The sequence below is a fragment of the Curvibacter sp. GW821-FHT01G03 genome (assembly GCF_059422285.1).
The window spans coordinates 176,465-196,452 of the sequence record NZ_JBWKWP010000006.1 but is presented as its reverse complement, the minus strand read 5'-3'; the positions used below and the strand labels follow the sequence as shown (position 1 = coordinate 196,452).

21 protein-coding genes and 1 riboswitch are annotated in these 19,988 nt (G+C 66.0%); of the genes, 5 read left to right on the top strand and 16 right to left on the bottom strand.

Annotated features, from left to right (window positions below; genetic code table 11):
• Positions 1 to 91: 91 nt before the first annotated feature.
• From metW to AC07VS_RS10280, 3 genes are all read right to left on the bottom strand, one after another.
• Positions 92 to 676, bottom strand: a complete 585-nt coding sequence (gene metW, locus AC07VS_RS10290; RefSeq protein ID WP_494655820.1) for a methionine biosynthesis protein MetW — start codon at positions 674 to 676, stop codon at positions 92 to 94.
• Positions 673 to 1,809 carry a homoserine O-succinyltransferase MetX gene (gene metX, locus AC07VS_RS10285; protein WP_492348559.1) on the bottom strand — a complete coding sequence of 379 codons (1,137 nt, stop codon included), beginning with the start codon at positions 1,807 to 1,809 and terminating at the stop codon, positions 673 to 675. The genes metW and metX overlap by 4 nt, the downstream gene beginning before the upstream one ends.
• A 172-nt stretch (positions 1,810 to 1,981) precedes the next feature.
• Positions 1,982 to 2,548: a TMEM165/GDT1 family protein gene (locus AC07VS_RS10280; protein WP_492348560.1), complete on the bottom strand. Its 567-nt coding sequence runs from the start codon at positions 2,546 to 2,548 to the stop codon at positions 1,982 to 1,984.
• 7 nt (positions 2,549 to 2,555) lie between these two features.
• Positions 2,556 to 2,760, bottom strand: a riboswitch (yybP-ykoY riboswitch).
• A gap of 190 nt (positions 2,761 to 2,950) precedes the next feature.
• On the opposite strand from AC07VS_RS10280, the gene AC07VS_RS10275 reads away from it, so the two are divergent.
• The gene (locus AC07VS_RS10275) at positions 2,951 to 4,153 is read left to right on the top strand and encodes an ammonium transporter (RefSeq protein ID WP_494750896.1); all 1,203 of its coding nucleotides are present in this window, start codon (positions 2,951 to 2,953) and stop codon (positions 4,151 to 4,153) included.
• A gap of 68 nt (positions 4,154 to 4,221) precedes the next feature.
• Here the strand turns inward: AC07VS_RS10275 and AC07VS_RS10270 are convergent, their stop codons facing one another.
• The 4 genes from AC07VS_RS10270 to AC07VS_RS10255 are packed head-to-tail and all read right to left on the bottom strand — an operon-like array spanning position 4,222 to position 6,703.
• Positions 4,222 to 4,674, bottom strand: coding sequence for a DoxX family protein (locus tag AC07VS_RS10270; RefSeq protein ID WP_492348562.1), 453 nt, complete (start codon positions 4,672 to 4,674; stop codon positions 4,222 to 4,224).
• A gap of 23 nt (positions 4,675 to 4,697) precedes the next feature.
• Entirely contained in the window at positions 4,698 to 5,486 is a 789-nt protein-coding gene (locus AC07VS_RS10265) for an HvfC/BufC family peptide modification chaperone (RefSeq protein WP_494750895.1), read from the bottom strand.
• The gene (locus AC07VS_RS10260; RefSeq protein WP_494750894.1) at positions 5,483 to 6,385 is read right to left on the bottom strand and encodes an MbnB/TglH/ChrH family RiPP precursor modification enzyme; all 903 of its coding nucleotides are present in this window, start codon (positions 6,383 to 6,385) and stop codon (positions 5,483 to 5,485) included. Before AC07VS_RS10260 ends, AC07VS_RS10265 begins: the two co-directional genes overlap by 4 nt.
• A 30-nt stretch (positions 6,386 to 6,415) precedes the next feature.
• Complete coding sequence (locus AC07VS_RS10255) at positions 6,416 to 6,703, bottom strand: BufA1 family periplasmic bufferin-type metallophore (RefSeq protein ID WP_494655824.1); 288 nt, start codon at positions 6,701 to 6,703, stop codon at positions 6,416 to 6,418.
• Positions 6,704 to 6,882: 179 nt separating this feature from the next.
• On the opposite strand from AC07VS_RS10255, the gene AC07VS_RS10250 reads away from it, so the two are divergent.
• The 3 genes from AC07VS_RS10250 to rbp all read left to right on the top strand — a co-directional run bounded on the left by AC07VS_RS10250 (position 6,883) and on the right by rbp (position 8,404).
• The gene (locus tag AC07VS_RS10250) at positions 6,883 to 7,449 is read left to right on the top strand and encodes a sigma-70 family RNA polymerase sigma factor (protein ID WP_492348566.1); all 567 of its coding nucleotides are present in this window, start codon (positions 6,883 to 6,885) and stop codon (positions 7,447 to 7,449) included.
• A complete protein-coding gene (locus AC07VS_RS10245) occupies positions 7,446 to 7,676 on the top strand; it encodes a zf-HC2 domain-containing protein (RefSeq protein ID WP_492348567.1) in 231 nt (76 codons plus the stop codon). Before AC07VS_RS10250 ends, AC07VS_RS10245 begins: the two co-directional genes overlap by 4 nt.
• Before the next feature lie 236 nt (positions 7,677 to 7,912).
• Positions 7,913 to 8,404, top strand: a complete 492-nt coding sequence (rbp, locus tag AC07VS_RS10240) for an RNA-binding regulator (RefSeq protein ID WP_492348568.1) — start codon at positions 7,913 to 7,915, stop codon at positions 8,402 to 8,404.
• A 134-nt stretch (positions 8,405 to 8,538) separates the two neighbouring features.
• Here rbp and AC07VS_RS10235 read toward each other — a convergent pair whose 3' ends face one another.
• The 4 genes from AC07VS_RS10235 to AC07VS_RS10220 all read right to left on the bottom strand — a co-directional run bounded on the left by AC07VS_RS10235 (position 8,539) and on the right by AC07VS_RS10220 (position 11,597).
• Entirely contained in the window at positions 8,539 to 9,330 is a 792-nt protein-coding gene (locus AC07VS_RS10235) for an SDR family oxidoreductase (protein ID WP_492348569.1), read from the bottom strand.
• Positions 9,331 to 9,337: 7 nt separating this feature from the next.
• On the bottom strand, positions 9,338 to 10,000 hold the full coding sequence (gene lptC, locus AC07VS_RS10230; RefSeq protein WP_492348570.1) for an LPS export ABC transporter periplasmic protein LptC: 663 nt from the start codon (positions 9,998 to 10,000) through the stop codon (positions 9,338 to 9,340).
• Complete coding sequence (locus AC07VS_RS10225) at positions 9,997 to 10,551, bottom strand: KdsC family phosphatase (RefSeq protein ID WP_492348641.1); 555 nt, start codon at positions 10,549 to 10,551, stop codon at positions 9,997 to 9,999. Before AC07VS_RS10225 ends, lptC begins: the two co-directional genes overlap by 4 nt.
• 68 nt (positions 10,552 to 10,619) lie before the next feature.
• Positions 10,620 to 11,597, bottom strand: a complete 978-nt coding sequence (locus AC07VS_RS10220; RefSeq protein WP_492348571.1) for a KpsF/GutQ family sugar-phosphate isomerase — start codon at positions 11,595 to 11,597, stop codon at positions 10,620 to 10,622.
• 59 nt (positions 11,598 to 11,656) lie between these two features.
• Between AC07VS_RS10220 and AC07VS_RS10215 the strand changes: the two genes are divergently transcribed.
• On the top strand, positions 11,657 to 13,642 hold the full coding sequence (locus AC07VS_RS10215) for a monovalent cation:proton antiporter family protein (protein ID WP_492348572.1): 1,986 nt from the start codon (positions 11,657 to 11,659) through the stop codon (positions 13,640 to 13,642).
• 39 nt (positions 13,643 to 13,681) lie between these two features.
• Here AC07VS_RS10215 and nosR read toward each other — a convergent pair whose 3' ends face one another.
• The 5 genes from nosR to AC07VS_RS10190 are packed head-to-tail and all read right to left on the bottom strand — an operon-like array spanning position 13,682 to position 19,945.
• Complete coding sequence (nosR, locus tag AC07VS_RS10210; protein WP_494750893.1) at positions 13,682 to 14,989, bottom strand: response regulator c-di-GMP phosphodiesterase, NosR family; 1,308 nt, start codon at positions 14,987 to 14,989, stop codon at positions 13,682 to 13,684.
• Positions 14,990 to 14,997: 8 nt separating this feature from the next.
• On the bottom strand, positions 14,998 to 15,945 hold the full coding sequence (locus tag AC07VS_RS10205) for an ATP-binding protein (protein WP_492348574.1): 948 nt from the start codon (positions 15,943 to 15,945) through the stop codon (positions 14,998 to 15,000).
• Entirely contained in the window at positions 15,942 to 16,817 is an 876-nt protein-coding gene (locus tag AC07VS_RS10200) for an HDOD domain-containing protein (RefSeq protein WP_494750892.1), read from the bottom strand. The genes AC07VS_RS10205 and AC07VS_RS10200 overlap by 4 nt, the downstream gene beginning before the upstream one ends.
• Positions 16,814 to 17,020, bottom strand: a complete 207-nt coding sequence (locus tag AC07VS_RS10195) for a hypothetical protein (protein ID WP_492348576.1) — start codon at positions 17,018 to 17,020, stop codon at positions 16,814 to 16,816. Before AC07VS_RS10195 ends, AC07VS_RS10200 begins: the two co-directional genes overlap by 4 nt.
• 6 nt (positions 17,021 to 17,026) lie before the next feature.
• Positions 17,027 to 19,945, bottom strand: a complete 2,919-nt coding sequence (locus tag AC07VS_RS10190; RefSeq protein ID WP_494750891.1) for an EAL domain-containing protein — start codon at positions 19,943 to 19,945, stop codon at positions 17,027 to 17,029.
• Positions 19,946 to 19,988 lie beyond the last annotated feature (43 nt).

Sequence of the window (19,988 nt, the reverse complement as noted above, 5' to 3'; positions counted from 1 at the left end):
GGCGCGCAGGGAAGAAAATTGATCGTACAACTTTAGCCCAGGCCTGAGGCCTTGCGGGCTGCGGTTTACCCGGCCAGAAAACGGCCTCGCATCAGGCCCGCACGAACTTGAAAACAGCGGTTCCGGCCCGCGCATTGGGCAGCCAGCGCACTTCGCGCCCTTGCTGCAGGCCGAAGCCGTCGACGATGCGCAGCGCGTTCTTGTGCGCCAGGTCGATGAAGTCGGCAAAGGTGCCGACGCGGATGTTGGGCGTGTCGTACCACTGGTAGGGCAGGCGCTTGGTGACGGGCATGCGCCCGCGCAGCACGCTCAGGCGGTTGGGCCAGTGCGCAAAGTTGGGGAAGGCCACGATGCCGGTCTTGCCCACGCGGGCGGTCTCGCGCAGCATCACCTCGGCGTTGCGCAGGTGTTGCAGGGTGTCGATCTGCAGCACCACATCGAATGAGGCGTCGTCGAACATCGACAGACCTTCGTCGAGGTTGAGCTGGATCACATTGACACCGCGCTTGACGCAGGCCAGCACGTTGGCGTCGTCGATCTCGATGCCATAGCCGGTGCAGCCGCGCTCGCGCTGCAGCACATCGAGCAGGGCGCCGTCCCCGCAGCCCAGATCAAGCACGCGGGCGCCGCGGGGCACCAGGGCGGCAATGCTTTGGAGGTTGTGGGCGTCGCTCATGCCGGCACCTTGTGGTTGAAATAGGCGCGTACCACATCCAGGTAGCGCGGGTCTTCGAGCAAAAAGGCATCGTGGCCGTGCGGCGCATCGATCTCGGCATAGCTGACGTCGCGGCGGTTGTCGAGCAGGCCCTTGACGATCTCGCGGCTGCGCTGGGGCGAAAAACGCCAGTCGGTGGTGAAGCTGACCAGCAGAAAGCGGCATTGCGCCTGGGCCAGGGCCGCGCTGAGGCTGCCGCCATGGGCGCGGGCCGGGTCGAAATAGTCGAGCGCCCGGGTGATCAGCAAGTAGGTGTTGGCGTCAAAGTATTCGCTGAACTTGTCACCCTGGTAGCGCAGGTAGCTTTCAATCTGGAACTCGACATCCTGGGTCGAATATCGGTAACCGGTGGCGCTGTCGACCACGGCCTCGCGCAGCTGGCGACCGAACTTCTCGTTCATGACGTCGTCGCTCAGGTAGGTGATGTGACCGATCATGCGGGCGATGCGCAAGCCACGCTTGGGCACCACGTTGTGCTCGTAAAAGTGACCGCCATGGAAATCGGGGTCGGTGACGATGGCGCGGCGCGCCACCTCGTTGAAGGCGATGTTCTCGGCGTTCAGGTTGGGCGCGCTGGCCACCACCACGGCATGGCGCATGCGCTCGGGGTATTGCAGGGTCCAACTGAGGGCCTGCATGCCGCCCAGACTGCCGCCCATGACCGCCGCCAGTTGTTGAATGCCCAGGGCATCGAGCAGCCGCGCCTGGGCATTGACCCAGTCTTCCACCGTGACCACGGGGAAATCAGCGCCGTAGACGCGGCCGGTGTCGGGGTGGATGTGCATGGGCCCGGTGCTGCCAAAGCACGAACCCAGGTTGTTGACGCCGATCACGAAGTAGCGGTTGGTGTCCACCGGCTTGCCGGGGCCGATCATGTTGTCCCACCAGCCCTCGGACTTGGGCTGGCCTTCGTACACCCCCGCCACGTGGTGCGAGGCATTGAGGGCGTGGCAGATCAGCACGGCATTGGAGCGCTCGGCATTGAGCGTGCCGTAGGTCTCGTAGGCGAGGGTGTAATCCCGTATCGAGGCACCGCTTTGCAGAGGCAGCGGCGCCTCGAAGGTCATGAACTGAGGTGTGGCTAGAAAACTCATGGCAACAAAAAACCCGGTTCGCCAAAAACGAGACCGGGTTGAGCCTATCTGTCTTTAGCTGAATTTCGAAACACGGTGGTTTCGGCGCCCGCAAGCTGGAATCAAATCGGCGCCCTGTGAACAGGTGCCCGAAGTATAGCAAGGACCCTAGCCCGGCAGCGCCCCCCCGACATCAAGCCGGGGCGAACAGGGCGAGCAGCCCCAGCACAGCAAAGATCAGCGCCGACACCAGGTGCACCACCCGGAGCGGCACCCGCCGCGTGAGGCGGTCGCCCAGCCAGACCACCGGGGCGTTGGCCAGCATCATGCCCAGGGTGGTACCGGCCACCACCGCGGCCCAGGCCTGGTATTGCGCGGCCAACATCACCGTGGCGATCTGGGTCTTGTCCCCCATCTCGGCCAGAAAGAAGGCCACCACGGTGGTGCCGAAAATGCCCAGGCGGGGCGAGGCACCACCGGTGTCGTCATCGTCGAGCTTGTCAGGGATCAGCATCCACACCGCCATGGCAATGAACGAGGCGCCCAGGATCCAGCGCAGCCATTGGGGCCCGAGCACGGTGGTGACCCAGGTGCCGACGGCGCCAGCCAGGCCATGGTTGACCACGGTGGCCACGAGGATGCCCAGCACGATCGGCCAGGGCTTGCGGAAACGGGCGGCGAGGACCAGCGACAGCAACTGCGTCTTGTCGCCCATTTCAGCGAGGGCGACGATGCCGGTGGAGACGAGAAAGGCTTCCATGGGGAAAAAGAACTCCGGCCGGACAAAACCCATGACTGCGCTGCACCCCCCGGCCAAAAACGGGGGCTGCGCAGTCAAAGGTCTCGCCAGGTCCGCAAACCGTTTGCGCCATGGGCACTCACCTGGATGGCGGCGCACAAGTCTGTTGACGCAAACCCCTCTCGCAGGCCTGTGATGGCCCGGAAGGGAGGCTACTCCCCCTTGAACAGGGCGCCAGTGTACCCAATCCGCAAGGCCCGCTGCGGGGTGTGGCGATGCACCGAATCGGGATGACCCGGCTTGGTGCGCACCATCATCAGGCAATCATCACCGTTATGGCGCATTTATTGCTTTCTCCTGGTGCGCATTCGCATGCAAAGCATCGAATGCACCATTTCAGTTCATTTTCTCCACGAGGACACTATGGAAGCACTAAAACAGGGCGCTGACGCCTTGTTCATTCTGCTGGGCGCCGTGATGGTTCTGGCCATGCACGCCGGCTTTGCCTTTCTTGAGCTGGGCACGGTCCGGCAGAAAAACCAGGTCAATGCCCTGGTGAAGATCCTGGTGGATTTCTCGATTTCGACCGTGGTGTATTTCGGGGTGGGCTATGGCGTGGCCTACGGCACCCATTTCTTTGTGGGCGCCGAGGAACTGGCCGCGAAGAACGGCTATGAGCTGGTGAAGTTCTTTTTCCTGCTGACCTTTGCCGCCGCCATTCCGGCCATCATCTCGGGCGGCATTGCCGAGCGGGCCCGCTTCTGGCCTCAGCTGATCGCCACCGCCGTGATCGTGGGCTTCATCTACCCCTTCTTTGAAGGCATCGCCTGGAACCAGCACTTTGGCGTGCAGGCCTGGATCAAGACCCTGACGGGCGAGGAGTTTCACGATTTCGCCGGCTCGGTGGTGGTGCATGCCGTGGGCGGCTGGATCGCCCTGCCGGCGGTGGTTCTGCTGGGCTCGCGCGCCAACCGCTACCGCAAGGACGGCGCGATCTCGGCCCACCCGCCCTCGAACATCCCGTTTCTGGCACTGGGCGCCTGGATTCTGGTGGTGGGGTGGTTCGGCTTCAACGTGATGAGCGCGCAGACCCTGGACAAGATCTCGGGCCTGGTGGCCGTGAACTCGCTGATGGCCATGGTGGGTGGCACCTTGGCCGCCCTGGTGATGGGCAGGAACGACCCGGGCTTTGTCCACAACGGCCCACTGGCTGGCCTGGTGGCGGTGTGCGCCGGCTCGGACCTGATGCACCCACTTGGGGCATTGGTGGTGGGCGCCGTGGCCGGCACGATCTTCGTGCTGATGTTCACCCTGACCCAAAACAAATGGAAGATCGATGACGTGCTGGGCGTGTGGCCACTGCATGGCCTGTGCGGCACTTGGGGCGGCGTGGCCGCCGGCCTGTTCGGCAGCAAGGCATTCGGCGGCCTGGGCGGCGTGAGCCTGAACGCCCAGTTGATCGGCACCGCCATGGGGGTGGTGTGGGCTGCGGTGGGCGGCCTGGTGGTTTATGGACTGCTCAAGGTCACGCTGGGGCTGCGCCTGTCGCAGGAAGAGGAGTTCGAGGGCGCCGACCTGTCGATCCACAAGATCCGCTCCACCCCGGACCGCGAAGTCAGCTGGTAATTGGTAATGGGCCGAACGCCGGGTGGTCCGAGCCAGAGCGCGCCCCCGGGGCGCGTTTTGGGGGGGGCTCAGCGTTGAAACCAGCGTGCCAGGAGCCCATCGAGGGTCCAACGGCCGGTGCCGAAGATGGCCAGCGCCGCCAGCAGGCTGGCCCAGAACACATGGCCTTGCAGCGCCTCGGACGAGATCTCGGACAGGGACAGCACGGCCACGGCGTTCACCACCAGCAAGCCCAGCGCCGGAATGCGCCCACCCAAACCCAGCACCAGCAACACCGGCAACCCCACCTCGCCCAGGGTGCCCATCACCGCCGCCCAGGCCGGTGGCAGCAAGGGCACGTGGTACTCGTCCTGGAACAGGGCCAGGGTGATCTCCCAATCACGCAGCTTGGTCAGACCGGATAGAAAAAACACCCGCGCCACATAGAGACGTGCCAACAGGGCCGCCAGGGGCTGCAGGGCATCCAGCCCGCGCACCAGCAAGGCATAGGGCTTCAGGATCAGGGGGCAGGTCGGGGTCATGACAATCTCCTAGGAATCGTTGTTCAGTGGGGGTGGGCGTCGCCCACGGCCAGCACCAGGCCTTGGGCGACGGCCTCTTGCAGCCAGGCCCCCAGGTCCATGCCCGGCGGTTGCAACTCCAGCCAGTGCAGGGCCGCGCCCAGGCTGGGCTGGGTGTGCAGCGCCTGCAGCCAGGCGGCTTCGGTGGCGTCGATCAGGCGCACGCGGGGTCGCCAGCCCTGGCGCCAGAAAACGGCCAGCTCACGCTCATCGGCCTGCAGACGGTGACCGGCGGCCTGCAACGCCTGGGCCGATGGCTCACAGCCCCCCTCAACACCGCCGTGTGCCAGCAGGACGGAGATCACCGCAGACTCGAAAGCCAGCACCTGCGTGCCTGCGGGCATCTCCAGGCGCAGTTGATCGGGGTCTTCCTGCACCAGGCGCGCCAGCGTGGTGGGCTGGGGCAGCGGGTCGGGTGCGGTGACCAGTTGGTGCAACACCCACTCGGCCCGTGCCAACTCAGGCAACCAGGCCGGCAGCTCGTGCTCGGGGCCCAGGTGGCCCAGCCAGGCGGGTAGATCTGCGCCCCAATGGGCCAGATCGCCGAGCACGGGCGGGCAATCCAGCCAATGGTCGCGGGCCAGGGCGGCCAGGGTGGCTTCGCCTACACATTGGCGCAGCACGGGGTAGGCGGCGGCCAGGGCGCGCTCGGCCACGGCCCGCGCGTTGCGCTGGTAGGCGGGCAGACCGGCTTCACCCGCAGGTGGCGCCGCCGTCGGCGACCACAGCGCGGCCAGCAAGGCCGACTGCTGCTCGAGCAGGGTCTGGCTCATAGGGCACACTCCGCCAAGGCGTCGGCAGCCAGCCAGGCCTGATCCATCAGCACGGCCCAGGGCGGCAGATCGGTGTCCCATTCAACCAGGGTGGGGCGCGGGCCCCAGCGCGACACGGCATGCCGGTAAAGCGCCCAGACGGGCTCGCTGATGAGGCTGCCATGGTCGTCGATCAACCATTCACCGGTGTCGGCGTGGCCGGCCAGGTGAATTTCGGCCACGCACTCGGCGGGCACCGCATCCAGCCAGGCCCGCGAGACATCGAGCAAAGCCTCCACCGGCTCGGGCACCTGGGCGCCGTGCTGGCGACGCCAGGCATTGCGGGCATTGACGTGCAGGTTGTTCACATCGACCAACAGCCCGCAGCCGGTTCGGCGGGCCAGTTCGACGAGGAACTGCACCTCGGAAAAATCATGGTCGGCCCAACTCAGGTAGGCCGACAGGTTCTCGACCGCCAGCGGGCGGCGCAGCCGGTCCTGCACCTGCTGCACATGGCTGGCCATCAGCTTGAGGGCTTCGGTGGTCCAGGGCACGGGCAGCAGGTCGGCGGCGTGCACCGCCTGGCCCCGCAGCAAACCACGCGAAAAGCTGGCATGGTCACTCACGCGCACCGGATCGACCCGCGCCACCAACTCGGCCAGTTGGTCCAGGTGCCAGGGATCCAGCCCAACGGCCGAGCCCAGCGACAGGCCCACCCCATGCAGGCTGATGGCGTGCTGCTCGCGGGCCTGCATCAACACCCCGAGGGCGGCGCCCCCGGTGCCGAAGAAGTTCTCGGAGTGCACCTCCAGAAAGCCCGGGGCGGGCGCGCCTTGCAGCAGCTCGGCATAGTGGGGCTGGCGCCAGCCCAGCCCCACCCAGGGCATGGGCGAACGCTGGGCTTGCGAGGGCTCGGACATGGATAGCTCCTGCTCAGGCAACACTCAACCTCAGCCCTTCTTGCCGGCAGCCATCTTGGCTTCGTCGGCGGTCAGACCGGACATCTGCTTGCACGTGCCCTTGGCCACGTACTTCCAGTCGGCCTTGGACATGTCCTCCTTGGCCTGGCCGGCACACGAATGGCTGCCACTGAGGTTGGCACAGTCGTTCTGGCCCGCCTTGGCAATGCCGAAGCACTTTTCCTTGGCCGTGTCTTGCGCCAGCACGGGGCTGGAGGCCAGCAGGGCCGAGGACAACAAAGAAGCGGCAGCGGCGGCAAACAAAGCACGTTGGTTCATGGAAATCTCCTGGTGTGACGTTGAAAAAATTGACTTGCAACCGGGGCCCGGTCGGGCCATTCAGATCACCGGTTGAGGGTGAGTCGGCCTGGCTCGGTCATTCTTACAAGCTTGGTGAAATATTTTTTTGCAATACTTTCCAGACAACGCAATCGGCGCCCTTTCAATACACTTGACCCATGAGTTTTGAACATCAGTTGGCCGCACACCGGCCCTACCTGCTCAAATTTGCGCGACTGCAATTGCGCAATGAGACCTGGGCTGAGGACGCGGTTTCAGAGACGGTCCTCGCCGCCCTGAACCGACCGCAGGCTTTTCAGCAGCAGTCGCAATTGAAGACCTGGCTGGTGGGCATCCTGAAACACAAGGTGGTCGATCAGATGCGTCAGCGCGCCCGCGAGGTGGTGCTGGATATCAACGACGACGAGGGCGACGAACTGGAAGCCCTGAGCTTCACCGCCAATGGCCACTTTGCCCAAACACCGATGGACTGGGGCAATCCCGAACAGCAATTGCAATCCCGCCAATTCATCGAGGTGCTTGAAACCTGCTCCGAACGCCTGCCTGCCGCCATGGGGCGGGTATTTCTGATGCGCGAATGGCTGGAACTCTCGTGCGAAGAAATCTGCCTGGAACTCAAGCTCAGCCCCAACCACCTGTATGTGCAATTGCACCGGGCCCGCTTGCGATTGCGCGAATGCCTTGAAATCAATTGGTTCGGCCTGCCCCGGGGGGCCAAGCCATGATCTTGAGGCGCAACTGCAAAGAAGTGGCCGCCTTGCTGCTGGCCCGCGAAGACCGCCGACTGGGCCTGGAGGAAAAGCTGGCACTGCGCCTGCACCTGGCCGCCTGCGAAGCCTGCCCTTTGTTTGCCAAGCAGGTGCTGACGATGCGCAGCGCCTTCACCCAGTGGCGCCACCAGGCGGACGCGGGCGAAGGCGATGCCCCACACCCGCCAGACGACCCACCCTGATGCAGAAATGACACGTCGCCTGCGGTGCTGATATTGGAATGGAATTGAATTTGTTTTTTCGATTCATTTCCAGCAAAAAAACAAAAAACACTTGCATTTTTCAATACACCATGGTTTTAATACAGAAGCATGGCTTCGATTCCATGCAAGCTTGCGGTGATCGGTCAGGTTCGCGTCCGAAGTGTGCGTTTTCGGGACTCCATCGCTTTGTTAATGTGTTTTTGAGGAGTCCCTTGATGGGCAACAAACTGTACGTCGGCAACCTGCCTTACTCGGTGCGCGACAACGACCTGGAACAGGCTTTTGGCCAATTTGGTGCTGTGACCAGCGCCAAGGTCATGATGGAGCGTGACACCGGCCGCTCGAAGGGTTTCGGCTTTGTGGAAATGGCGAGCGACGCCGAAGCACAATCCGCCATCAACGGCATGAACGGTCAATCCCTCGGTGGCCGCAGCGTGGTGGTCAACGAAGCCCGCCCGATGGAGCCCCGTCCCCCGCGTAGCGGTGGCGGCTTCGGCGGCGGCGGCGGCGGCGGTGGCGGCTACGGTGGTGGCGGCCGCAGCGGCGGCGGTGGTGGCGGCTTCGGCGGCGGCCGCAGCGGTGGTGGTGGCGGCGAAGGCGGCTTCCGCAGCCCCTACGGCGCTGGCCCGCGTGGTGGCAACGGCGGTGGCCGTGGCGGCTACGGTGGTGGCGGCGGCGGCGGCTACGGCGGCGGCAACAGCTACTGATCGGTTTTGAACCGCACGCACCTGGGCGTTCAACCAGGCAAGCAAAAGGCTCCTCAGGGAGCCTTTTTCATTGGGGGCGCCCAATACCGGGCCTCAGCAGCCCCAGAAATACCCTTGCATTGAACGGTTTACGCTCAGCCTTGCGATGGCTGCCGGTGCTTGCGAGGGCGCCCGGCCAGCAGGCGATCAAACCAGGCATTGGGCAGAATGCGCAGCAACGCGGCCACCCATCCCATCTGCCACGGAATGACGCGGTAGCGCACGCCCCCGATGATGGCTCGGTAGGCGCGCTCGGCAAACGCCTCGGGGGTCATGAGAAACGGCATGCCGTAGCGGTTCTGGCGGGTCAGCGGGGTGTCGACATAGCCGGGGCAAATCGTGACCACCTTCACGCCAAAGGGGCGCATCTCGCCACGCAGGCTCTCGCAGTAACTGATCACGCCGGCCTTGCTGGCGCAATACCCACCATGGCCAGGCAGACCACGGATGCCCGCCACGCTGCCGACCCCGACCAGGATGCCCTTGCGGCGCTGGACCATGCCTGCCACAAAGGGGTGGAAGGTGGCGGCCAGACCGATGTTGTTGGTGGCAAAAATGCGGGCCAGCACCGCCAGATCCTCGCGCTCTGCGGTGTCCACCCCCACACTGATGCCGGCATTGGCCACCACCACATCGGGCAGGCCCTGTTGCTGCAAGCAGGCCTGGCCCGCCGCCACGATCTCGTCGGTGACCGACACATCGGCGGCGTAGAGCGCATAGGCATCTGAGGGCAGCCCTTGCTGCTCGGCCCAGGCCTGCATCTCGGCATGGCGCCGCGCTACCAGGGCCAGGCGCCAGCCGGCTTGGTGAAAACGCAAGGCCAAGGCCTGTCCGATGCCACTGGAGGCACCGGTGATGAACACCAGGGGTCGCTGTTGCGGGCTCATGCGGGCCTCAGCGCCGAGGTTTGACCGCCACACCGGGCACCAGCGTACCGTGCACATGACCGCGCAGTTCAAGGGTACGGGCCAGGTTGTCGAAGTCCATGGCATCTCCTGTGAAGCGATCGTCGCCACGGATCAGCACCACCGGCAGGTGGCTGCGCACTTTCTCGGTGTCGGTGAAGGCGTGCAGGAATTCGCTGCGGAACTCCATGCGCGGGGCCACCCGCCCGCCAGGGTCGGTGAAAGGCTCGCGCACCACCACGGCATTGCCGAACAACTGCACCTCGGTGCTGTCGCTGTTGCTCAGGGCGCGCTTGGCGGTGGCCACGGTGACCTGCCCCTCGGCGCTGTACGAGCGCAGATGGACCTGATCAATTTCCAGGGTATCGGTGTCAGGGTAATGGCGGGCCTCGGTGCCACGCACCTCGCTTTTCAGGCGGCCCTGCGGATCAAAGGTTTTGACGGCAAAGTCGCGCATGAAATAGTCAGGCTCGTGACGCGGCGCCTGCTGGGGGCCAGCCGGGGCAAACACCGGGGTGGTGCGCACCAGCCAGTAGGTGCCCAGGGCCAGCACGCCCATGAGGATCACCGGCAGGTAGATGGACAGGTGATCGAGCAGCAGGCGCACCAAGCCCAGGGCCGGCTTGCGCCGAGGCAGGGTGGCGCTGCTCATGAGGCGGCATCCTGCAGCAGGCCTGCGTAGCGGCCGCTGGCCACCAACAACAGGTCGCAGAACTCACGCCCAGCCCCTTCGCCACCGCGCAGCCGGGTGACATACCGGGCACAGGCCAGGGCTTCGGGATGGGCATTGGCCGGCGCGGCGGCCAAGGCGCAGCGGCGCAACACAGGCAGGTCGGGCCAGTCGTCACCGATGGCGGCAGCTTGCGACCAATCCAAGCCCAGGGCCTGCAGGGTCTGCTCGGCGGCCGGCCGCTTGTCTTCTGTGCCGTAGTGCACATGGGTGATGCCCAGGGCCTGCAGGCGCCGGCGCAGCGGCTGTGAATCGCGGCCAGTGATGACCACCGGGGTGATGCCGGCCCGCGGCAGCAGCTTCAGGCCATGGCCGTCGAGGGTGCTGAAGCGCTTGAGCGTCTCGCCCGCCTCGCTGAAGTACAGGCCGCCATCGGTGAGCACGCCGTCGACATCGAAAAAAGCCACCTTGATCCCCTGGGCGGCCAGCAGCAGCTCGGGATCGAAACGCAGGGCGGGGCTCAGGGGCGCCAGGGCGGCCAAAGAGGCGGGGGAGGATGCGGGGGCAGAAGCGCGGACAGAGGGGTTCACGGCAGGCTTTCTCAGATGACCTTGGCGCGCATCAGGTCGCCAATGTGCACGATGCCCACCAGGACATCACCGGGTTCGCAGACCAGCACGCTGGTGATGCTGTGCTGCTCCATCAGGCTGGCCGCATCCACGGCCAGGGCATCGCTGCGGATGCGGCGCGGGCGGGGGTGCATGACCTCGCGGGCCACAACCCCACGCAGATCAACGCCCTGCTCGATGAGGCGGCGCAGATCACCATCGGTGAAGATGCCCACGACAGCACCGGCCTCGTCGACCACGGCCGAGGCCCCCAGGCCCTTGCCGCTCATCTCACGCATCAAGGCCAGGAATGGGGCATCGGGTCGGACGCGGGGCACGGCATCGCCGCGGCGCATGACGTCACTCACATGGGTGAGCAGTCTGCGGCCCAGAGCCCCGCCGGGATGAGAACGTGCAAAGTCTTCCGCGCCAAAGCCCCGGGCTTCCAGCAAGGCCACAGCCAGGGCATCGCCCAGGGCCATCTGGGCGGTGGTGCTCGCGGTGGGCGCCAGGTTGAGGGGGCAGGCTTCGGTTTCAACACCGCTGTCGATCACCAGATCGGCATGCCGCGCCAGCGAAGACTGGGCGCCACCGGTCATGCCGATCAGCAAGGCGCCCAGGCGCTTGACCACAGGCAGGATGGCATCCAGTTCGGCCGACTCGCCGCTGTTGGAAATGGCCAGCACCACATCGGCCGCCGTGATCATGCCCAGGTCGCCGTGGCTGGCCTCGGCCGGGTGCACAAACAGGGCCGGGGTGCCGGTGGAGGCCAGGGTGGCGGCTATCTTGCGGCCCACGTGGCCGCTCTTGCCCATGCCGGTGACCACCACGCGCCCCTGCGTGGCCAGGATGCGCCGGACCACCTCCACAAAAGCGGCTCCGGTGCGGGCCTTGAGGCCCTGGACTGCAGCGGCCTCGATGTCGAAGGTTTGCAAGGCGCGGCTCAGCACCTGTTGGGGATCAAATGTCATGACGGCGATTTTATCGACCGCACCATGCCCGCAGCGTCTGTGGGCTAGTATCGAACGCTATGACTTCACTGGAACTCACGCTGCTTTACCTACTGGCCGCCGTGCTGGGCGTGGTCGGCTGCCGCAGCTTGAAGCTGCCGCCGATGCTGGGCTACCTGATCGCGGGGGTTCTGATCGGGCCCCACGCGCTGGCCCTGGCTCAGAACTCGGAAGGGGTGCGCCACCTGGGCGAGTTCGGGGTGGTGTTCCTGATGTTCGCGATCGGGCTGGAATTCAGCCTGCCCAAGCTGCGCGCCATGCGCCGCCATGTGTTCGGCCTGGGCCTGCTGCAGGTGTTGCTGACCCTCGGCCTGGGCACCCTGGGCTCGCTGTTTCTGGCAGCGCTGGCGCCGACGCTGTGGAAAATGGGCTGGCAGACCGCCCTGGCCTTGTCCGGGGCCATGGCCATGAGCAGCACGGCCATCGTGGTCAAGCTGATGGCCGAACGCCTGGAGCTGGAGAGCGAGCACGGCAAGCGCGTGATGGGTGTGCTGTTGTTCCAGGATTTGGCCGTGGTGCCCTTGCTGGTGCTGATCCCGGCCCTGAGCAGCCCGCCCAACCAGCTGCTGGCCGAGCTGGGGGTGGCCATGCTGAAGGCCGGTGCCCTGGTGGCCCTGCTGCTGGTGGGGGGCCAGCGCGTGATGCGTTGGTGGCTCACCCTGGTGGCGCGGCGCAAAAGCGATGAGCTGTTCATGCTCAACCTGCTGCTGATCACCCTGGGCCTGGCCTGGCTCACGGAAACTGCCGGGCTGAGCCTGGCACTGGGCGCCTTCATTGCCGGCATGCTGGTGTCCGAGACCGAATACAAGCACCAGGTGGAGATCGACATCCGGCCCTTTCACGACGTGCTGTTGGGGCTGTTCTTCATCACCATCGGCATGATGCTGGATTGGCACATCGTGCTCGAACGCTGGGGGCTGGTGCTGGTGCTGCTGTTGCTGCCGGTGCTGCTCAAGCTCACGCTGGTGGCGGTGCTGGCCCGCACCCTGGGCGCCACGGCCGGGGTGTCGCTGCGCACCGGCCTGTACCTGGCGCAGGCCGGCGAGTTCGGCTTCGTGCTGCTGTCGCTGGCCCTGGAGCACAAGCTGCTGTCGCCCGATCTGACCAACCCGATCCTGGCAGCCATGGTGCTGTCGATGCTGGCCACGCCCTTCCTGATCATGTACAGCAACCGGATCGTGATGAAGCTGGTGGCCAGCGAGTGGCTGCAACAGTCGCTGCAGATGACCACCATCGCCCGCAAGTCGATCAACACCAGCAAGCACGTGATCATCTGCGGTTACGGGCGGTGCGGCCAGAACCTGGCGCGCATGCTGGAGCGTGAAGGCATTCCCTACATGGCCCTTGACCTTGACCCCGACCGGGTGCGCAAGGCGGCCGCGGCCGGTGACTCGGTGGTGTTCGGAGATGCAGCGCGGCTGCAGGCCCTGATGGCCGCCGGCCTGGCCCGGGCCAGCGCGGTGGTGGTGACCTACCTGGAGGTGCCCAGCGCCCTCAAGGTGCTGGCCAATGCCCGCTCTCACGCGGCGCATGTGCCGGTGATCGTGCGCACCCAGGACGACCATGATCTGGAAAAGCTGCAGGCTGCCGGGGCCACCGAGGTGGTACCCGAGGCGATCGAGGGCTCGCTGATGCTGGCCAGCCACGCATTGGCCCTGGTGGGGGTGCCCATGCGCCGGGTGATCCGCGTGGTGCAGGATCAGCGCGATGCGCGCTACAACCTGCTGCGGGGCTACTTCCACGGCGCCGATGACGACACCGGGCTGGAGCGTGACCAGGAACGACTGCATACCGTGACCCTGCCTGAGGCGACCCGCCAGGCCGGTCGCCAGCTGGGCCAACTGGCCTTGCTGGCCATGGGGGTTCGGGTGCTCAGCCTGCGCCGGCACGGGGGTCAACTGGCGCCGATAGCGGACGACACGCCCCTGCTGCCGGGCGACACGCTGGTGCTGTCGGGCCGCCCCGAGCCCCTGGCCCTGGCCGAAGAAAAGCTGTTGCGGGGCTGAAAACGCATTCACGCATTGACGTGTTGAGGCGCAACAGCCTCAGGCCGCCTCGCGCACCAGCAGATCGAGCGGCCGGCCCTCGGATTGTTCATAGCGACGGATGCGGTCGACCAGGCCTTGGGTCAGCTTCTGGCCCGCCGCAAGCAAGACCACCCCTTCGGGGGTGGTCAGGTCCTTGCCCAGCACCATGCCCGGCGCCAGGCCATCGGTCGCGATGGCCTGAAGCTTGGTCGTGCGCGGTGTTTCGACCTGCGTGACTTGCAGGATCACGTCGACCACCTCGGGGTCGAACTGGACACCCCGGGCCCGCTGCATCAGGGTCTGCGCCTCCGTCTGCTTGAGCTGGGCGCCGGTCAGGTGCCCGTGCAGGAAGTCGTCCCAGGTGTCGGCCACGGCCAGGATGCGGCTGCCCAAGGGGATGGCACTGCCTGCGATCTTGTCAGGGTAGCCCTTGCCGTCAAATCGTTCGTGGTGCGAGCGGATCAGGCCGGCCACGGCCTGCATGTCGTCCAGCGCCATCAGGGACTGCGCCCCCAGCACCGCATGCCGCTGGTAGAGCTGCATCTCGTCCGCGGTGTAACGGCCCACGGGCTTGGCCAGCAGCGCGTCGGGCACGGCCATGAAGCCGATGTCATGCAACAGGCCCGCCACAAAGATGTCCTGAACCTGGTCGCTGGGCACTTCCATGGCCACCGCGATGCGCCGCGCCAGATCGGCCACCCGCTTGCCATGCCCGCCGAGTTGGCCACTGCGCATTTCCAGCAGACCCGCAAACACGCGAATGGTGGTGAGGTAGTTTTTCTTGAGTCGGTCGTTGGCCTGGCCCAGCTCGGCCGTGCGTTCAGCCACCCGCTGCTCCAGGCCGGTGTTGAGCACCTGGAGTTCTTCGTTCTGCACCTGGGTGAGTTGCTGCAGGCGATCACGCTCGCGTCGAAGCACCTGGCGTTCGGCCGCCTGGCGCACGGTCAGGCGCAGCTCGGTCTCGTCCCAGGGCTTGTGGATGTAGCGGTAGATCTGGCCCTCGTTGATGGCCAGGATGGTGGCGTCCATGTCGGCATAGCCCGTCAGCAACACGCGCGCGGTGCCGGGCCAGCGCGCGCGCACCTCGGCCAGCAGGCGGGCGCCGTCCATGACCGGCATGCGCATGTCGCTGACCACCACATCCACCGGCTCGGTTTCGAGCAGTGCCAGCGCCTCGGCGCCACTGTTGGCGGTCAGGATGCGGCAGCCCTCGACGCGCAGCACCCGGCGCAGGGCCGACAGGATGCTGGGCTCATCGTCCACGCACAGCACGCTCCAGGACGACAACAGGGCGCTGTCCGGCTGGGCGACAGGGGTTTCTTCCATGGTGGTCCTCAGGCTGGCTGCGCCTGGCGCACCGGCAGGGTGATGCGAAAACAGGTGCCTTGCCCCAGGTGGGAGCTGACCTCCATGCGTCCGGCATGCTTCTGAATGATGCCGTAGGACAGCGAAAGCCCCAGGCCCGTGCCCTGCCCCACCGGCTTGGTGGTGAAGAAGGGGTCGAAGATGCGCGACAGGTTCTCGGGGGCGATGCCACAGCCGTTGTCGGCCACCTCGACCCACACCTCGGCCCCCTCCAGCCCCGTGCGCAGCGTGATCGTGCCGCGCTCGGCGGTGATGGAATGGGCCGCATTGACCAGCAGGTTCATGAACACCTGGTTTATCTCCGAGGGCAGGCACTGCACCTCGGGCAGGTCGCCGAACTCACGCACCACGTCGGCCTTGTACTTGATCTCGTTGTTGACGATGTTGAGCGTGGAGTTGAGGCCGTTGTGCAGATTGGCCCACTCCCACTCCTGGCGCGCATCGACGCGAGAGAAATCCTTCAGGTCCTGCACGATCTTGCGCACACGCTGGATGCCGTCGCGCGACTCGTTCATCAGGCTGGGGATGTCGTCCTTGAGGTATTCAATTTCAAGTTCTTCGTACAGGGCACGCAGCCTGGCAGCCACCGGGCTGCTGCCCAGCTCGCTTTCAGCCTGCTCATAGGCCGACAGCATCCGGAACAGGTCCTGCAAGTACTTTTCGAGGGTGCCGAAGTTGGAGAAGATGAAGCCGATGGGGTTGTTGATCTCGTGCGCCACGCCCGCGGCCAGTTGTCCGATGGAGGCCAGCTTCTCGGACTGGATCAGCTTGCTGCGGGCATCCGACAACTTACTGTTGAGTTCCTTGAGTTCCTCATTGGCCTTGAGCAGCTCATTGACCATCGCATGGACCTGCTCCATGGACATCTGGTCCAGCAGGACATCGGGCAGGCCGTTTTCGGGGGATGCGGGGGTCATGCCGGACTCTCCTGGGTGGGGCGCAGGATCGCCCGCAGTTGTTCGAACTCCTGCTCGATCCGGGGCAGCAGGCGCGGCAGGTGCTGGCGCACGGGGGCCATCCGGCCCCAGGCCCCCGGCTGCAGCGGGGGCACAGCCTCATGGGCCACGCCGGCCAGGTCCAGGGCATGGACCAGCGCGTTGGCACCATGCACCAGGTCCGTGAGGTTGAGCTGCCCACTGTCAGGGGGGCTGTGGTGCCCCGCAATGGCGGCCACCACCTCAGGCGCAAAATGCCAGTGCTGGGCGAGCCAGGCCCCCACCTCGGCATGCGACACCCCCAGCAAGGCCTGCTCGGCTTGCAGATGCGGGGCATCGTGTTCGACCGCCCACTCCAGGGCCTGAGCCATCTCGATCGGGTAGAGGCTGTCCAGGACCAGCAGACCGACATCGTGCAGCAAGCCAGCGGTGAAGGCCGAGGCTTCGTCCAGGCCTTGCGCTTCGGCCAGGGCACGCGCCGCCACGGCACTGGCGATGGAGTGGGACCAGAACTCATCCAGGTGCAGGGCCTTGCCATGCATCTGGTCGAACTGCACGGTCAGCACGGCCGCCAGCACCAGGGTGCTCAGCGGGCGCAAACCCAGGATGTTGATGCCGTTGCGGATCGAGGTGATGCGGCCGGACATGCCGTAAAACGGGGAATTGGCCAGTTGCAGCACCTTGGCCGCCAAGGCCTGATCCAGCGACAGGGTTTCGGCAATCGGATCCAGGTTGACGTCCTGCTGCTGCAGCAAGGACATGAGCTGAAGCACCGCCGCCGGCAGCGATGGCAAGGCGCGCACCTGCTCGATGCACTGCGCCCGATCCAGCGGCAGAACGTTGGGCAGATTCATTCGTGGACTCCGCGGTGGTCGGCCAGGATCTGGCGCAAGGGGTGCGCCTGGCAGCGGCGAAACAGGTAGGCCAGCCGGGCACCTGGAGAGGACGGGGACTCCGGCAGGCCGGCGGTGTCAAGCAGCACCGCCGGGCTGGCTGGCAGCAAGGCTGGCGGAGGCAGGGCCGCTTCGTCAAGCGGGATCAGGGTCTCTGCGGGCATGGGTCGTCAAGCCAATGGGTTGAACACCAGCAAATGCCCCCGGGGGGCAGATGCACCAAAAGATCGGGTGCAGGCGCGCCAGCGCCGCCCGGACCATTCAAAATCAAGGGACTGCTCGCCCGGCTGCTCCCACAGCGAGGCCAGCGGCGCAGGCAGCACCCCCGCGGCACGCTGTCCCAGAAGCAGGCGATCGGCGCCCAACAACTGCTGCGCCGCCAGGTTGGCCATCACCAACATGCCCGCCGGATCGATGCCAAAGGCAGGGACCGGCAGCAGATCCAGCATGTCGCGGGCCGCCGTGGCCCGCGAAGCTTCAAGGTCGAGCTGGGCCTGCTGGTTGTTCAGCACGCGCTCCAGGCGTCCATTGAGCACGGCCAGCTCTTCGTTGGCCTCGCGCACCTCCAGGGCAAGACGCCGATTTTCGTCGGCCATGCCCTTCTGACTGAAGGCCTCTTGCACATGCACGCGCAGACGTTCATCGTCCCAGGGTTTGGTGAGAAAGCGGTAGATGGCGCCTTCATTGACGGCATCAGTGATGGACTGCAGTTCGGTGTAGCCCGACAGCACCATGCGCACAGTGTCGGGATACAGCTCTTTGGCCCGGCGCAGAAACTCGACCCCGGTCATGCCCGGCATGCGCTGGTCGGACAACACCACATCGACCTCGTACTCGGCCATGCGCTGCAGGCCTTCGGCGCCACTGGTGGCCGTGACGATGCGGTAGCCATCACGGCGGAACAGGCGCTTGAGCGCCGCCACGATGTTGGGCTCATCGTCCACCAGCAGCAGGGTGCGCTCACGCTGGCGGCGCATGAAGCGCTCTGAAAGCCGCACAGCGCCGGCACGCAGCTGGCTTTCCAAGGTGGCCAGGTCGACCACCGGGCTGAAGGCCGGGCCCTGGATGCGATCGCAGCCGTTGGCGACCAACAGGGCCAGTTGCCCGTCGGTCTCGACGCCCTCGGCCAGCACCTTCATCTGCAGGCTGTGGGCCATGTTGATGATGGCCCGCGTGAGCGACACCGCGCCCGAAGCCGCCGTGACGTCGGGCACACAGGAGCGATGCACCTTGAGCACATCCACCGGCAGGCTGCGCAGCAGACTCAGGTTGGAGGAACCGGTACCAAAGTCGTCCAGCGTGATCTCGATGCCCAGGGCGCGCAACTCGGTCAGCTTGCGCGCCATGTCGGCCGACCCCGCCATCAGGGCCTGCTCTGACACTTCCATGCCGATCAGCACCGAGGGCAAGCCATGCGCCAGCAGGGCGTTCTGGAACTTGGCCACCAGATCCGGCTGCTGCAATTGCAGCGCCGAATGGTTGAGCGCCAGGCGCAGGGGCTTGACGCCTTCATGCAACCAGTTCTGCAACACGGTGCAAGCAGCTTCACGCTGCCAGTCGCCCAGCATCACGATCAGGCCGGTGTGTCGGGCCACGGGCAGGAACTCTTCGGCAGGCACCTCGCCCAGCTCGCGGCTGTGCCAGTGCAGCAACACCTCGGCGCCCACGGCCAGACCGCTGGCCAGGTCGATCTGCAACTGGTAGCGCAGCTGCAATTCATCATGCTCGACGGCATGACGCAATCCGGCCTCGATGGCGAGGCGACGCTTGGCCTGCTCATTGATCTGTGGCGTGAAGAAGGCAATCTGGTCACCTGTGGCCCGCACGCCCTGGCGGGCGGTCTGGGCCGCCTCCAGCAAGCGGCTGGCCGTGTCCGCATCGGCCGGAAAACGGGCCACACCCACTTGCGGCACCGGCACGATCTCGGCAAAGCCCAGGCGCTCTGGCCGGCTCAGGGCCTGCACCACACGCTGTGCCAGCTCGCGCCCGGCGGTGCCTTGATCACCCTGCCCGGCCGGCCCCTCGCCCATCAGCAAGGCAAACTCGCCACCGCCCACCCGGGCCACCACATGCTCGGCCCCGCCCAGGGCACTCAGGCGGGCCGCCACGGCCATGGCCATGGCGTCGCCTGCGCCATAGCCCATGGATTGCGAGAGCTGGTCGATCTGCTCGATGTGGATGGACAGCAGGGTGATGGGACGCGGGTCCCAGCTGGCCGCATGGACGGCAGCGTCCAGCCGGTCCAGCAGTTGATTGCGGTTGGCCAGGCCGGTGACCTCGTCTTGGTTGGCCAGTTCCTGGATGCGGTGCTCCGCCTCGCGCTGGGCGGTGATGTCCTGCAGGATCAGGTAGCCATGGCGGCGGCCGTCAGGCCCGGTTTCGACCATGCCGCGGTGCAGGATCTCCAGGCGCGATCCATCGGCCCGCACCAGGCGGTGCTGGAACTCGAAGGGCTCATCGTCGATGGCAGCGCCCCAGATGGAGGCCACGTAGCCCCGCTCTTCAGAGGGCACCCAACGCAGCAGGCGCCAGGCGGCGATGCCGCCCACGGGCAGGGTGCGCCCGATCAGCGCCCCCAGCCCACGCGAGACCACGGCCAGGCCTTGATCCAGATCCAGCTCGGCCGATCCGGTGCGGCACATGCCCTCGGCCTGCGCCAACATGCGCGCCTGCCAGTCGGCTGAAAAGCTGATCCAGTCCAGCTGGCTGGCGTTGACCAGGGTCACGATCTCGGCATCCGGCCCGAGAGCCGGAATGCGCCAGGAAAAGGCACGTCCATTGAACTGCACGCCATTGGCGAGATCGCAGGCCACGATGCGATGCTCTTCGCCCAGGCCGCGCAACTGAGGCCAGAACGTGGGCCAGCATTGGCGCAGCAGGCCCGGCTCCATCGTGGCCTCAACGCCATCCCCGCCCAACATGCGGGCAAAGCGGCGGTTCACCAGCCGGGGTTGCCCGGCCATCAACAGACACAGACCCAGCGGGGCCTGATCGAACAAGGTGGCCCGCAGCGAAGACTCGTCGCAGGCTGGGCCTGACGCACAGGGCGGCAGACTGCACTCGCTGGATGGAAGGCCTTCGCTTGACATGGGGGTCCTTTACAACCCCTGGAAACAGTTTTCCAGCTGGGCT

What these genes read in the sequence shown, in the direction of transcription:
- metW (WP_494655820.1), bottom strand. Translation starts at nt 676, where the DNA reads ATGAGCGACGCCCACAACCTCCAAAGCATTGCCGCCCTGGTGCCCCGC.
- metX (WP_492348559.1), bottom strand. Translation starts at nt 1,809, where the DNA reads ATGAGTTTTCTAGCCACACCTCAGTTCATGACCTTCGAGGCGCCGCTG.
- AC07VS_RS10280 (WP_492348560.1), bottom strand. Translation starts at nt 2,548, where the DNA reads ATGGAAGCCTTTCTCGTCTCCACCGGCATCGTCGCCCTCGCTGAAATG.
- AC07VS_RS10275 (WP_494750896.1), top strand. Translation starts at nt 2,951, where the DNA reads ATGGAAGCACTAAAACAGGGCGCTGACGCCTTGTTCATTCTGCTGGGC.
- AC07VS_RS10270 (WP_492348562.1), bottom strand. Translation starts at nt 4,674, where the DNA reads ATGACCCCGACCTGCCCCCTGATCCTGAAGCCCTATGCCTTGCTGGTG.
- AC07VS_RS10265 (WP_494750895.1), bottom strand. Translation starts at nt 5,486, where the DNA reads ATGAGCCAGACCCTGCTCGAGCAGCAGTCGGCCTTGCTGGCCGCGCTG.
- AC07VS_RS10260 (WP_494750894.1), bottom strand. Translation starts at nt 6,385, where the DNA reads ATGTCCGAGCCCTCGCAAGCCCAGCGTTCGCCCATGCCCTGGGTGGGG.
- AC07VS_RS10255 (WP_494655824.1), bottom strand. Translation starts at nt 6,703, where the DNA reads ATGAACCAACGTGCTTTGTTTGCCGCCGCTGCCGCTTCTTTGTTGTCC.
- AC07VS_RS10250 (WP_492348566.1), top strand. Translation starts at nt 6,883, where the DNA reads ATGAGTTTTGAACATCAGTTGGCCGCACACCGGCCCTACCTGCTCAAA.
- AC07VS_RS10245 (WP_492348567.1), top strand. Translation starts at nt 7,446, where the DNA reads ATGATCTTGAGGCGCAACTGCAAAGAAGTGGCCGCCTTGCTGCTGGCC.
- rbp (WP_492348568.1), top strand. Translation starts at nt 7,913, where the DNA reads ATGGGCAACAAACTGTACGTCGGCAACCTGCCTTACTCGGTGCGCGAC.
- AC07VS_RS10235 (WP_492348569.1), bottom strand. Translation starts at nt 9,330, where the DNA reads ATGAGCCCGCAACAGCGACCCCTGGTGTTCATCACCGGTGCCTCCAGT.
- lptC (WP_492348570.1), bottom strand. Translation starts at nt 10,000, where the DNA reads ATGAGCAGCGCCACCCTGCCTCGGCGCAAGCCGGCCCTGGGCTTGGTG.
- AC07VS_RS10220 (WP_492348571.1), bottom strand. Translation starts at nt 11,597, where the DNA reads ATGACATTTGATCCCCAACAGGTGCTGAGCCGCGCCTTGCAAACCTTC.
- AC07VS_RS10215 (WP_492348572.1), top strand. Translation starts at nt 11,657, where the DNA reads ATGACTTCACTGGAACTCACGCTGCTTTACCTACTGGCCGCCGTGCTG.
- nosR (WP_494750893.1), bottom strand. Translation starts at nt 14,989, where the DNA reads ATGGAAGAAACCCCTGTCGCCCAGCCGGACAGCGCCCTGTTGTCGTCC.
- AC07VS_RS10205 (WP_492348574.1), bottom strand. Translation starts at nt 15,945, where the DNA reads ATGACCCCCGCATCCCCCGAAAACGGCCTGCCCGATGTCCTGCTGGAC.
- AC07VS_RS10200 (WP_494750892.1), bottom strand. Translation starts at nt 16,817, where the DNA reads ATGAATCTGCCCAACGTTCTGCCGCTGGATCGGGCGCAGTGCATCGAG.
- AC07VS_RS10195 (WP_492348576.1), bottom strand. Translation starts at nt 17,020, where the DNA reads ATGCCCGCAGAGACCCTGATCCCGCTTGACGAAGCGGCCCTGCCTCCG.
- AC07VS_RS10190 (WP_494750891.1), bottom strand. Translation starts at nt 19,945, where the DNA reads ATGTCAAGCGAAGGCCTTCCATCCAGCGAGTGCAGTCTGCCGCCCTGT.